13 protein-coding genes are annotated in these 12656 nt (G+C 52.0%); 6 read left to right on the top strand and 7 right to left on the bottom strand.

From position 1 onward, the window contains the following. Positions 1-165 precede the first annotated feature (165 nt). Positions 166-1347, bottom strand: coding sequence for an MFS transporter TsgA (tsgA, locus tag QUE74_RS21310; RefSeq protein WP_000185227.1), 1182 nt, complete (start codon positions 1345-1347; stop codon positions 166-168). A 269-nt stretch (positions 1348-1616) separates the two neighbouring features. Here tsgA and ppiA point away from each other — a divergent pair, with 269 nt between their 5' ends. The 5 genes from ppiA to argD all read left to right on the top strand — a co-directional run bounded on the left by ppiA (position 1617) and on the right by argD (position 4957). Then, positions 1617-2189, top strand: a complete 573-nt coding sequence (gene ppiA, locus QUE74_RS21305) for a peptidylprolyl isomerase A (RefSeq protein ID WP_000477231.1) — start codon at positions 1617-1619, stop codon at positions 2187-2189. Positions 2190-2293: 104 nt separating this feature from the next. Next, positions 2294-2461, top strand: a complete 168-nt coding sequence (gene ficA / locus QUE74_RS21300; RefSeq protein ID WP_000736860.1) for a FicA/YhfG family antitoxin — start codon at positions 2294-2296, stop codon at positions 2459-2461. Continuing rightward, positions 2451-3053 carry a putative adenosine monophosphate-protein transferase Fic gene (locus QUE74_RS21295; protein ID WP_001280635.1) on the top strand — a complete coding sequence of 201 codons (603 nt, stop codon included), beginning with the start codon at positions 2451-2453 and terminating at the stop codon, positions 3051-3053. The genes ficA and QUE74_RS21295 overlap by 11 nt, the downstream gene beginning before the upstream one ends. Before the next feature lie 31 nt (positions 3054-3084). Beyond that, entirely contained in the window at positions 3085-3648 is a 564-nt protein-coding gene (gene pabA / locus QUE74_RS21290) for an aminodeoxychorismate synthase component 2 (protein ID WP_000601833.1), read from the top strand. An 85-nt stretch (positions 3649-3733) separates the two neighbouring features. Continuing rightward, positions 3734-4957: a bifunctional acetylornithine/succinyldiaminopimelate transaminase gene (gene argD / locus QUE74_RS21285; protein WP_000963762.1), complete on the top strand. Its 1224-nt coding sequence runs from the start codon at positions 3734-3736 to the stop codon at positions 4955-4957. A 60-nt stretch (positions 4958-5017) separates the two neighbouring features. On the opposite strand, the gene QUE74_RS21280 is transcribed toward argD, so the two are convergent. Together QUE74_RS21280 and crp are read right to left on the bottom strand one after the other, a co-directional pair. Further along, the gene (locus QUE74_RS21280; protein ID WP_001354998.1) at positions 5018-7108 is read right to left on the bottom strand and encodes a YccS/YhfK family putative transporter; all 2091 of its coding nucleotides are present in this window, start codon (positions 7106-7108) and stop codon (positions 5018-5020) included. Positions 7109-7158: 50 nt separating this feature from the next. After that, positions 7159-7791 (bottom strand): cAMP-activated global transcriptional regulator CRP, encoded by a 633-nt coding sequence (gene crp / locus QUE74_RS21275; protein WP_000242755.1) that lies wholly within the window; start codon positions 7789-7791, stop codon positions 7159-7161. Positions 7792-8093: 302 nt separating this feature from the next. Between crp and QUE74_RS21270 the strand changes: the two genes are divergently transcribed. Continuing rightward, positions 8094-8498 (top strand): OsmC family protein, encoded by a 405-nt coding sequence (locus QUE74_RS21270; RefSeq protein WP_001148909.1) that lies wholly within the window; start codon positions 8094-8096, stop codon positions 8496-8498. A 54-nt stretch (positions 8499-8552) separates the two neighbouring features. Here the strand turns inward: QUE74_RS21270 and QUE74_RS21265 are convergent, their stop codons facing one another. The 4 genes from QUE74_RS21265 to QUE74_RS21250 are packed head-to-tail and all read right to left on the bottom strand — an operon-like array spanning position 8553 to position 12623. After that, on the bottom strand, positions 8553-9422 hold the full coding sequence (locus QUE74_RS21265; RefSeq protein WP_001274672.1) for a phosphoribulokinase: 870 nt from the start codon (positions 9420-9422) through the stop codon (positions 8553-8555). Between the two features lie 53 nt (positions 9423-9475). After that, positions 9476-9694: a YheU family protein gene (locus tag QUE74_RS21260; RefSeq protein ID WP_000907089.1), complete on the bottom strand. Its 219-nt coding sequence runs from the start codon at positions 9692-9694 to the stop codon at positions 9476-9478. Continuing rightward, positions 9688-10710, bottom strand: coding sequence for a hydrolase (locus QUE74_RS21255; RefSeq protein WP_000057367.1), 1023 nt, complete (start codon positions 10708-10710; stop codon positions 9688-9690). Before QUE74_RS21255 ends, QUE74_RS21260 begins: the two co-directional genes overlap by 7 nt. Next, positions 10710-12623 carry an ABC transporter ATP-binding protein gene (locus QUE74_RS21250; protein WP_000634783.1) on the bottom strand — a complete coding sequence of 638 codons (1914 nt, stop codon included), beginning with the start codon at positions 12621-12623 and terminating at the stop codon, positions 10710-10712. The genes QUE74_RS21255 and QUE74_RS21250 overlap by 1 nt, the downstream gene beginning before the upstream one ends. Positions 12624-12656: the final 33 nt, after the last annotated feature.

Raw genomic sequence — 12656 nt, 5'->3', positions numbered from 1 at the left:
AGGTATATTGCTGATTTGTATAAATTTTCTTAAGTCACGGAATTGTCTGACATTTCATTCGTGTGCAAAAAATAGACAAAATGAAAGGGTTTATAGAAATAGACGTACGTAGCGGGGTAAGTGAGGAAAAGGCCGGACGACGATAGCGCCGCCCGGCATGAGCAATTAATGAGAGGTCAGGGTGTTATGCTGACGGTGACGGCTGACGAAACCTAACAGGAAGCACATCACAAAGACGACAGCGTACAGACCGTTTGCCGTCAGCAGCGCCGCCTTTGGACCGCTATGTTCAACAATCGGGCCGGTAACGACAAAGGTCAGCATGGTACCGATGGTCCCGCAGGTCAGGACAAAGTTAACCAGTTTTGGTGACGGTACTTTGGTTTGCTGTGAACCCAGGGTGATGATGGTGGTATAGATCGCGCTGGAGAAGAAGCCCAGGGCGAGAATTGACCACGCCATATGTGCCGGTGTTCCGGTGTTAAAGACGTACATTAGAATCGCAGCCAGACCGGCCAGTACGGTCAGAATACGTTGCAAATCAAAGAAGCGAAGAATAAAGCTGAACGCCCACATGCCGACCATATAGGACATCCAGAAGTTACTCACCAGCGTACCTGCGTCGTTCAGGCTCATGCCCAGGCCTTTGGCATACTCTGGTACCCAGGAGATAAAACCTAACTGACCGAGGATGTAGCACAGCGCCGCAACAGAGAGAAACAGCACGCCGATCCCCCATTTTTCTTTCGCTACCGGAGCATCCGTTTTTGGTGCATGTTTGCCCAGTGCCGGAAACTCACAGCCGAAGGTCAGAATAAAAATAGCGACGTAAACCAGCCCGATGCAGGCATAAACCCAGTACCACTCAATGCTGCGCGCCAGCAGAAACGCGGCGATCATTGGGAAAATCATCCCTGCCATACTGAAGAAGGAGTCGGTAAATAACAGGCGAGAACCGCGCTGACGCCCTTCATACATTTGTGTTATCAGGAATGTACCAATCGACATAGTGATACCGCTGACCACCCCGAGAATGAACATCGCTGCCGAGAAAAGCGCCAGGCTGTGGCTAAACATCAAACCAGCAACCGCTAGCACCATCAGGAGAAAGCCAAAACGTAACTGCGTTTTTAACGGGACGATTTCCATCAGCCAGGCATTGAGGAAGATAGAGATTAAAATGCCAGCATTGAGGAAGGTGAAGGTGTTACTCATACTGGAAACAGGCAGATTGAAATAATCGGCGATATTTCCCATCACCATCCCGGTGACAATAACCAACGCACCCGTCAGTGCGTAGGAGAGAAAGCTAATCCATGTGAGCTTGATGCGATTGCTGTTAGTCATGATTGGCCTGCGTTCAAAAATAAAATGGCATAGCGGGATATGCCGCGAGCGGGCGATTTTAGGTGATTTTGTGATCTGTTTAAATGTTTTATTGCAATCGGTTGCTAAATTGCATTTTAAGGGTGATTTTGATCACGGAATAAAAAGTAATCGTCAGGTTACATATATTTCAGATACGTAAAATTAGGTAAAGGGATGGCCTTGTTCTTGAAGGCTATTTAGAATCTCTTCACTTGCTTTTTTTCTGCTCTGTTTGTTAAGGAAATCTCATGTTCAAATCGACCCTGGCGGCGATGGCTGCTGTTTTCGCTCTTTCTGCTCTTTCTCCCGCAGCAATGGCAGCGAAAGGGGACCCGCACGTATTGTTGACAACCTCAGCTGGTAACATTGAACTGGAGCTTAATAGCCAGAAAGCGCCAGTGTCAGTGCAAAACTTTGTCGATTATGTGAACAGTGGTTTTTATAACAACACCACCTTTCACCGCGTCATTCCTGGCTTTATGATTCAGGGCGGCGGTTTCACCGAGCAGATGCAGCAGAAAAAACCAAACCCGCCAATCAAAAATGAAGCCGATAACGGCCTGCGCAACACGCGTGGCACCATCGCGATGGCGCGTACCGCTGACAAAGACAGCGCCACCAGCCAGTTCTTTATCAACGTTGCCGATAACGCCTTCCTCGACCACGGTCAGCGTGATTTCGGTTACGCGGTATTTGGTAAAGTGGTGAAAGGCATGGACGTTGCCGATAAGATTTCCCAGGTGCCGACTCATGACGTTGGTCCGTACCAGAATGTGCCGTCAAAACCGGTAGTTATCCTTTCCGCTAAAGTCCTGCCGTAATGATTTCTCGCGCGGGCAATCTTGCCCGCGCTTCTGCTCTCCCGGCGTAACCCGGATTTGCCGCTTATACTTGTGGCAAATGGACACGTTCAGGGAGGCATCAAGTGAAGAAACTCACCGATAAGCAAAAGTCCCGTCTCTGGGAGCTTCAGCGTAATCGTAATTTCCAGGCCAGTCGCCGTCTTGAAGGCGTCGAGATGCCTTTAGTTACTCTTACTGCCGCAGAGGCTTTAGCGCGCCTTGAAGAGCTGAGGAGGCACTATGAGCGATAAATTCGGCGAAGGGCGCGATCCGTATCTTTATCCTGGCCTTGATATCATGCGGAACCGGCTGAACATCCGCCAGCAACAGCGGCTGGAACAGGCCGCTTACGAAATGACGGCGCTGCGTGCTGCGACCATTGAGCTTGGTCCGCTGGTGCGCGGTTTACCGCATTTGCGCACTATCCATCGCCAGCTGTATCAGGATATTTTCGACTGGGCGGGGCAACTGCGTGAAGTTGATATTTATCAGGGCGATACGCCGTTCTGCCACTTTGCTTATATCGAAAAAGAGGGCAATGCCCTGATGCAGGATCTGGAGGAAGAAGGGTATCTGGTTGCCCTGGAGAAAACGAAGTTCGTCGAGCGGCTGGCACACTACTATTGTGAAATCAACGTCCTGCATCCCTTCCGGGCGGGAAGTGGTCTGGCACAGCGGATCTTCTTCGAGCAACTGGCGATTCATGCTGGTTATCAACTGAGCTGGCAGGGTATTGAAAAAGAGGCCTGGAATCAGGCAAATCAGAGTGGGGCAATGGGGGATCTCACTGCGCTGCAGACGATATTTAGCAAAGTGGTAAGCGAAGCCGGGGAATCTGAGTAAAATAGCGCGGTTCTTTCGTACCGGAGCCGCCATGATCCTGCTTATTGATAACTACGATTCTTTCACCTGGAACCTCTACCAGTACTTTTGTGAACTGGGGGCCGACGTGTTGGTTAAGCGCAACGATGCGTTAACGTTGGCGGATATCGACGCCCTGAAACCGCAAAAAATTGTTATCTCACCTGGACCCTGTACGCCGGACGACGCAGGGATCTCCCTTGACGTTATTCGCCACTACGCCGGGAGTTTGCCGATTCTTGGCGTCTGCCTCGGTCATCAGGCAATGGCGCAGGCATTTGGTGGCAAAGTTGTGCGCGCAGCAAAGGTGATGCACGGCAAAACCTCGCCGATCACACATAACGGTGAGGGCGTATTTAAGGGGCTGGCAAATCCACTCACCGTGACACGCTACCATTCGCTGGTGGTGGAGCCTGACTCATTACCGGAGTGCTTTGAAGTGACGGCCTGGAGCGAAACCCGCGAGATTATGGGGATTCGCCATCGCCAGTGGGATCTGGAAGGCGTGCAGTTCCATCCAGAAAGTATTCTCAGCGAACAAGGACATCAACTGCTGGCTAATTTCCTGGAACGCTGATTTCTGATTGCCATTTAGTGATTTTTTATGCATATTTTGTGATTATAATTTCACGTTGAGTTATGCGTAACAGGGTGATCATGAGATGGCAATTGAACAAACAGCAATTACACGCGCGACTTTCGATGAAGTGATCCTGCCGATTTATGCTCCGGCAGAGTTTATTCCGGTAAAAGGTCTGGGCAGCAGAATCTGGGATCAGCAAGGCAAGGAGTATGTCGATTTCGCGGGTGGCATTGCAGTTACGGCGTTGGGCCATTGCCATCCTGCGCTGGTGAACGCGTTAAAAACCCAGGGCGAAACTCTGTGGCATATCAGTAACGTTTTCACCAATGAACCGGCGCTGCGTCTTGGTCGTAAACTGATTGAGGCAACGTTTGCCGAACGCGTGGTGTTTATGAACTCCGGCACGGAAGCTAACGAAACAGCCTTTAAACTGGCACGCCATTACGCCTGTGTGCGTCATAGCCCGTTCAAAACCAAAATTATCGCCTTCCATAACGCTTTTCATGGTCGCTCGCTGTTTACCGTCTCGGTGGGCGGGCAACCAAAATATTCCGATGGCTTTGGGCCAAAACCGGCAGACATCATCCACGTTCCCTTTAACGATCTCCACGCAGTGAAAGCGGTGATGGATGATCACACCTGTGCGGTGGTGGTTGAGCCGATTCAGGGCGAGGGCGGCGTGACGGCTGCGACGCCAGAGTTTTTGCAGGGCTTGCGCGAACTCTGTGATGAGCATCAGGCATTATTGGTGTTTGATGAAGTGCAGTGCGGGATGGGGCGGACCGGCGATTTGTTTGCTTACATGCACTACGGCGTGACGCCGGATATTCTGACCTCTGCCAAAGCGTTAGGCGGCGGCTTCCCGATTAGCGCCATGCTGACTACGGCGGAGATTGCTTCTGCGTTTCATCCTGGTTCTCACGGTTCCACCTACGGCGGTAATCCACTGGCCTGTGCAGTAGCGGGTGCGGCGTTTGATATCATCAATACCCCTGAAGTGCTGGAAGGCATTCACGCGAAACGCCAGCGTTTTGTGGACCATTTGCAGAAGATCGATCAGCAGTACGATGTGTTTAGCGATATTCGCGGTATGGGGCTGTTGATTGGCGCAGAGCTGAAACCACAGTACAAAGGTCGGGCGCGTGATTTCCTGTATGCGGGTGCCGAGGAAGGCGTAATGGTGCTGAATGCCGGGCCTGATGTGATGCGTTTTGCGCCATCGCTGGTGGTGGACGATGCGGATATCGATGAAGGGATGCAACGTTTCGCCCACGCAGTGGCGAAGGTGGTTGGGGGTAAATAAGACGCATCAGGCAAAAGATGTCGGATGCGGCGTGAACGCTGTATCCGAAGGTAGCCTGTATTACGCCTTCGAATCCCGCAACTTGCGACTCAGCCAAATCCCATGATGTGGTCGCTGACGCCATGCCATCGACGAAATGGTGTGCATGGTGTTCAGATGACCAATAACCCGCTGTAAATGCTGCTCCAGTGTGCCTGCTGCACCTTCGTGCGGCTGCATCTCCGGCGCATCCATGATATTGGCATCGCCAGAACTACCTGGTTCGTCATACTCCAGTCGCTGCTGACAACGCTGAATGGCGATTTCACAAGACTGTAAATACTCTTGTGCCAGTTCAGGTGGCAATGCCCGGTGTTCCCGCGCCAGCGTGGTCATGGCATTAATATGCTCAACAATAAACTGGCTGTGCGTCACCCACAGTTTCATATCTGCCAGATAATGGCTGTTGAATGCCGGTTCCTGCATCGCCTGATTCAATGAGTTATACAGAGTGTTATGCGCCTGATTCACCCGCATTCGCTGCCAGGCCAGTGGCGTTGGTTGCGGATCTTCACTCAGAATCAAACGAATCGCTTCCTGATAGGCTTCTAAAGCATCATGGGCGTTTTTACGCAATAACCCGCTCTGCCACTGCGGCCACAGCCAGACAGTTCCGCCGAAAGCAATCAAACAACCAATAATGGTGTCAATAAGACGCGGAAGAATGTACTGCTCACCGTTCAGCCACAACAGTTGCAGGGTATACACTGCGGTAATAGTAAAACCGACCGTCGCCCAGCCGTAGTTTTTGCGCAATATCAGGTAGCTGGCGAGGGTGGTAATCAGCATCAACGTCAGGGTGTAACCTTCGGGAATTTTAAAGTGCAGGGCAACGCCCGCAATGATTAACCCGACCACGGTTCCCACAGAACGATTCACAATCCTCAGACGGGTTGCGCCATAGCCATTTTGCGTCACCAGCAATACCGTCATCAGGATCCAGTACGACTTCGGCAGATGCAGCGCGGTACCCATCAGGCTGGCAACACTTAACATCACACTCAGTCGTCCAGCATTGCGTAGCGCCGGAGATTTCAGTGACAGATAACTTTTCAGTGCCGGCAGTAACGGCATTCGCCGCTGTTTATCGGCCAGTAAGTCACGGGCATAGAGCGGTTTTTGGGTGCGCAGCACGCGGGCGATGCGGCTGAAGTGCCAATAGCAGAATTGCCCAACCGGATTATCCGGATGCTGGCGGGCGATTTTTTCCAGTGCGCCAATTTGTTTTTCCATCGTAAAGCGCGTCGGCAGGCGATGGTAAAGAATGTCATCAGCCAGCACGCGCAGGCGAGTGGCGACAGTTTGCGCATTCCAGCGGATAACTTCTTCTGCATGGCTACGCTCGACCAGCTTTTGCACCTCTTCCGGCTGATGCAAGCTGACCGAAATATGTTCCTGTAAATCCAGCGCCTCCTGGAAAATACGCAGCATCCGCTTGTAGTCAGTATTATTTTGCGCGGAAAGCATATGCATTTGCTGATAGCACTGAGTAATTAAATCGACCGCTTTTTGCTGGCGCACCAGCAGTGGTGGCAATGCTTTTTCAGGATCGGTGTGCTGGGTAAGCAGGCTGTATTTGGCTTCACAATAATCTGCCAGTTCACGGTACAGCAGACTTAGTGACTCGCGTAGCGGTTGTTCGCGCCAGAGCCAGAACCAAAACCAGTTAAACAGTCCGTACCACAACGTGCCCAGCGCATAGATCAGCAACGGTTCCCAGACTGGCATGTATCCCGCCAGACTGAGGGTAAAAATGGCGGCGAGCAGCGATGCGGGAAGCAATTTTGCGTGCAATGGCCCCAGCTCAGCAGTGACACCAAGCACCAGCGTTAACCCGGTCAGCAAAAAGGGCAGGGGAACATCTTTTGCCAGTAGTAGCTGTGTCAGCAAGCTACAGGAGGCAAACAGTGACGCACCAATGATTAAGCGTTTGAAAAAACGTTTATGAGGCGTATCAAGGCCCGCAATATTGCAACAGGCTGGAACGAGGGAGAAGAGCAGACCGAATCGTAATTCGCCAAGCATTAACCCAACGGCCACGGGCAAACATAGCACTAGCGTTTGTCGTAGTGCATAGTTGATATCGGGGTGATAAATCAGTCTGCGCCACATCGGGGGAAACAAAATGGCGCGCTACTCAGTAACGCGCCACTCCGACGGGATTAACGAGTGCCGTAAACGACGATGGTTTTACCGTGTGCGGAGATCAGGTTCTGATCTTCCAGCATCTTCAGAATGCGTCCCACGGTTTCACGAGAACAGCCGACAATCTGACCAATTTCCTGACGGGTAATTTTGATTTGCATACCGTCCGGGTGAGTCATAGCATCCGGTTGTTTTGCCAGGTTCAGCAGAGTCTGTGCAATGCGGCCCGTCACGTCGAGGAACGCCAGGTTGCCCACTTTCTCTGAAGTGACTTGCAGACGACGCGCCATCTGTGCAGACAGACGCATCAGAATGTCCGGGTTTACCTGAATCAATTGGCGAAATTTTTTGTACGAAATTTCAGCCACTTCACAGGCGGTTTTCGCACGTACCCATGCGCTACGTTCCTGGCCTTCTTCAAACAGGCCCAGTTCGCCAATAAAATCACCCTGATTCAGATAGGAGAGGATCATTTCTTTACCCTCTTCATCTTTGATCAGCACTGCCACAGAGCCTTTAACGATGTAGTACAGCGTTTCCGCTTTTTCACCCTGGTGAATAAGCGTGCTCTTGGATGGGTACTTATGAATGTGGCAATGAGACAAGAACCATTCGAGAGTCGGGTCTGTTTGCGGTTTGCCAAGCACCATGCGCGGTTATCCTCTGTTATAAGCTTTCTCCAGAGCCAGAAAACGCCGCTGTCTCTGGATTGCCGAAATTGTGCTTCCCGCTACCTGGGAAGGGGCTATCAACTGTACTGCACGGTAATGTGACGTCCTTTGCATACATGCAGTACATCAATGTATTACTGTAGCATCCTGATTGTTTTAGCATAGCTTTCGCTTTGTGTCTCCTGGTGTCTCGCTTCAGCATGACCCAGGTCGCCTTCCGTTGCGCGATTTGGTTAGTACGCGTACTCTGTCAGGAAAATTGACGCAGTGGAGTAGCAAAAATGCAAGCGCGAGTGAAGTGGGTCGAAGGGTTAACTTTTCTGGGCGAATCCGCCTCTGGTCACCAGATTTTAATGGATGGCAACTCAGGCGATAAAGCACCAAGTCCGATGGAAATGGTGTTGATGGCGGCGGGTGGTTGCAGTGCCATCGATGTGGTTTCTATCCTGCAAAAGGGGCGTCAGGATGTGGTCGATTGTGAAGTTAAATTGACCTCTGAACGCCGCGAAGAGGCACCACGCCTGTTTACGCACATTAATCTGCATTTTATCGTCACCGGTCGCGACCTGAAAGACGCAGCAGTTGCGCGTGCGGTTGATCTCTCTGCCGAGAAATATTGCTCAGTAGCGTTAATGCTGGAAAAAGCGGTAAATATTACTCACTCGTATGAAGTGGTGGCCGTGTGATTTAATGTCAGGAGTACGATGCCGGATAATTGTTTATCCGGCATATTAGCAGAGTTACTCGATTTTCTTTCCTTCCATCAATCGTTGCACCAGTGGCAGCATAATTAACTCCATTGCCAGACCCATTTTGCCGCCCGGTACCACTAATGTATTGATGTGGGAAATGAATGAGCCCTGTAACATCGCCAGCAGCCAGGGGAAATCGATCCCTTCCAGATTACGAAAATGGATCACCACAAAGCTTTCATCCAGTGATGGAATGCCCTTTGCCGCGAACGGGTTTGAGGTGTCGACAGTGGGAACGCGCTGGAAGTTAAGATGGGTGCGGGAAAACTGCGGCGTGATGTAGTTGATATAGTCTTCCATTGAACGCACTACTGAGTCCATCACCGCTTCTCGTGAGTGCCCGCGCTCGCTGGTGTCGCGGATCAGTTTTTGAATCCACTCAAGGTTAACGATAGGCACTACGCCGACCAGTAAATCCACATGCTGCGCAACGTTATGATGTGGCGTGACGACGCCACCGTGTAGCCCTTCATAAAACAGTACATCAGTGGGTTCCGGTAAAGGTTGCCATGGGGTGAATGTTCCCGGCACCTGATTCCACGGTACGGCTTCGTCGTACGTATGCAGATATTTGCGTGATTTTCCTTTGCCGCTCTGACCGTATTCAATGAAGGTTTGTTCCAGCAGGCCGAAGTCGTTCGCTTCGGGGCCAAAGTAGCTGATATGCCGCCCGGCATCACGCGCCTTGCGGATCGCCATGTCCATTTCCGGGCGCGTGTAACGGTGAAAACTGTCGCCTTCCACCTCAGCTGCATGCAGATTTAACTGCGCGAATATTTTACGAAACGCGAGACTGGTGGTGGTGGTCCCCGCGCCGCTGGATCCTGTTACCGCAATGACCGGATGTTTGGCAGACATAGTAACTCCATGACTTAGCTATCATTATTATCTCGTCCGCCGACGGCTGCAGGTTATTCACGAAACTGACTGCGCGGCATGATATTGACCGTTTCGTGCAGCTCCGACCATACCAGCACCGCTTCTCCGCACTGTAGCTGGCGTTTGACGTCGGCGACTTTCTGTTCAAGTGTACGCTCATGTTCACCATAATCGGTGCCTTCGCGTAACACAAAACTTTCAATTAAATTTTCCAGCGTTTCGGGGGAGAGTTCTTGCCACGGAATCAACATGATTTCGCCTCCAGATACGTTGTTAACCAGTCAGGAATGCGTGACTCCAGCCACATTTGCGGATGAAATAATGTACCGCCAAGAAAGCCAACATGACCACCATGTTCAGTCAGTTGATACTCCACCTGCGGGGGGAGATTTTCCGGTTTCGGGATCACCTGATGATCCATAAACGGATCGTCTTTGGCGTGAATAATCAGTGTCGGTTTGGCGATCTGGTTCAGCATCGGCATGGCGCTACACTGACGATAATAGTCGATAGCGTCAGCGTAGCCGTGAATTCTGGCGGTGATCAGATCGTCAAATTCACGGATGCGACGTACCGATTTTAACTGTGCGAGATTAATCGGCAGCGTACCGGGATAGGCTGCCAGTTTGCGCGCAGCATTGGCTTTTAACAGGTTCAGCAAGTAACGCTGATAAACGCGGGAAAAGCCCTTTTCCATATGATAACTACAGGCTTCCAGCATAAATGGCGCGGAGACAATTACCGCTGCATCAATCGGGAGGTTATTACCTTCTTTTGCCAGCAAACAGGCGAGCATATTACCGCCGAGCGAATAGCCGACGGCAGCCGTTGGCGCATGTCCAAATTCGCGCTGCAGCCAGCGTAAAAACCAGCTGGCGTCTTCGGTTTCGCCCGAATGGTAAATGCGGTGCATACGGTTTGGTTCACCGCTGCATCCGCGAAAATGCATCACCACGCCCAGCCAGCCGCGTTTTTGCGCCGCCTCGACCAGACCGTGGGCGTAAGGGCTATTGAGGCTGCCCTCCAGCCCGTGAAACACCACTAAACGCGGTTTCTGTTTCGCCTGGGCAGGGTCTTCACTCCATGCGAGATCGACAAAATCGCCGTCGGGCAACTCCAGTCGCTGCCAGTGCGGGGTGAATTTCACCTTGCGACGAAACAGACGCGGCAGCATGGTTTGCAGATGACAATTGCTAAAGCCGCGCATAGGGGTGAATTCAGCACTGCTGCTGAATTCATTGGCATCGGTCGTCGTTATCTGCGCCATCAGTTGCTTTGGCCTTCCAGCAGCATCTGCTCAAGCTGCTCCTGGGCTTCCAGCCACGCCATTTCGCACTCTTCCAGGCCGGATTTGGCGCTGGCTTGCTGTTGCAGGCAGGCGGTCAACTCCGCTTTACGGCTTTGATCGTACAGTTCGCTGTCGCCGAGTTTCTCTTCCGCCTGCGCCAGTTGCGCGTTCAGCTTCTCCATCTCTTTTTCCAGACGGGCGATTTCTTTACGCAGTGGCTGGGTTTGCGCACGCAGCTCCGCTTCCCGACGCTTCTGGTCTTTACGTGCCTGGGCGCTGTTCGCGTTCTCTTTTGGCGCGTCGTCGGTCTGGTTTTCCTGCTTTTGAACGTCGCTCAACCACTGTTGATAATCTTCCAGATCGCCGTCGAACGGTTCGACTTTACGATCGTGAACCAGATAGAGATCGTCAGTGGTGGAACGCAACAAATGGCGGTCGTGCGAAACGACAACCAATGCGCCTTCAAACTCGATCAACGCTTCAGTCAGTGCCTGGCGCATGTCGAGGTCAAGGTGGTTAGTCGGTTCGTCGAGCAGCAGTAGATTCGGACGCTGCCAGACGATTAATGCCAGCACCAGACGGGCTTTTTCCCCACCGGAGAAACGGCGCGTTTCTTCCGTCACTTTATCGCCCTGGAAACCAAAGCCACCGAGGTAATCACGTAGTTTTTGTTCTAGTTCCTGCGGTGCTAAACGTGCCAGATGTTGAATAGGCGATTCGTCGGCGCGCAGGTATTCAAGTTGATGCTGGGCGAAGTAACCGAGTTTGATCCCTTTCGCCAGGCCAATTTCACCGCTGACAGGCGCAAGTTCTCCGGCTAACAGTTTGATTAATGTCGATTTACCCGCGCCATTGCGGCCTAACAGACCAATGCGCGAACCTGGCACCAGATTCAGTTTAATCGAGTCGAGAATAATGCGATCGCCATAACCTGCGCTGACCTTTTCCATTTTCAACAACGGATTAGGCAGGCTTTCCGGCGCGCGGAAGCTAAAACGGAACGGGTTGTCGACGTGCGCTGGGGCAATCAGCTCCATACGCTCGAGCATCTTAATACGACTCTGGGCCTGCTTCGCTTTGGTGGCTTTGGCACGGAAACGGTCGATATAACTTTGCAGATGTGCCACGCGCTCTTGCTGGCTTTCATACATCGCCTGTTGCTGCGCCAGACGGGTGGCGCGCTGTACTTCAAACGAGCTGTAGTTGCCGGTGTACTCGAACATGTTTTGTTGTTCGATATGAATAATTTTATCAACAATCGGATCGAGGAAGTCGCGGTCGTGGGAGATCAGGATCAGCGTGCCCTGATAGCTCTTCAGCCATTTTTCCAGCCAGATAACAGCATCGAGATCGAGGTGGTTAGTTGGTTCGTCGAGCAGCAGCAAGTCTGAACGGCAAATCAGCGCCTGGGCGAGGTTGAGACGCATACGCCAGCCACCGGAGAAATCACTTACCGGGCGCTCCAGTTGTTCATTGCTGAAACCGAGGCCGTGCAGTAGGCTGGCGGCGCGGGAGCGAATACTCCATGCGTCAATAGCATCCAGCTTGCCATGAATGGTCGCAATGGCGTGCCCGTCGTTACGTTCGTTGGCGTCGTGTAGCTGCGCTTCCAGTTGACGATATTCACGGTCGCCGTCAATGACATATTCCAGCGCCGCTTGCGGTAGCGCTGGTGTTTCCTGATTCACCCACGCCAGTTGCCAGCTTCCTGGAAAGGTGTAGCTGCCGCCGTCGGCGCTGATTTCATTTTTCAGCAATGCCAGCAGGGTAGATTTACCACAGCCGTTTTTACCCACCAGGCCAACTTTCTGCCCGGGGTTGATGGTGGCGGTGGCATTATCCAGCAGGACGCGCACGCCGCGACGAATTTGTAACGAGGAGAAAACAATCATAAGGCGCCGTATGTTCAGACTATGTTAACTTAT

Source organism: Escherichia sp. 10290 (assembly GCF_030295155.1).
Lineage (GTDB): Bacteria > Pseudomonadota > Gammaproteobacteria > Enterobacterales > Enterobacteriaceae > Escherichia > Escherichia coli_F.
The sequence above is the reverse complement of the archived record's forward strand: the minus strand, read 5'-3'. Positions and strand labels throughout refer to the sequence as shown.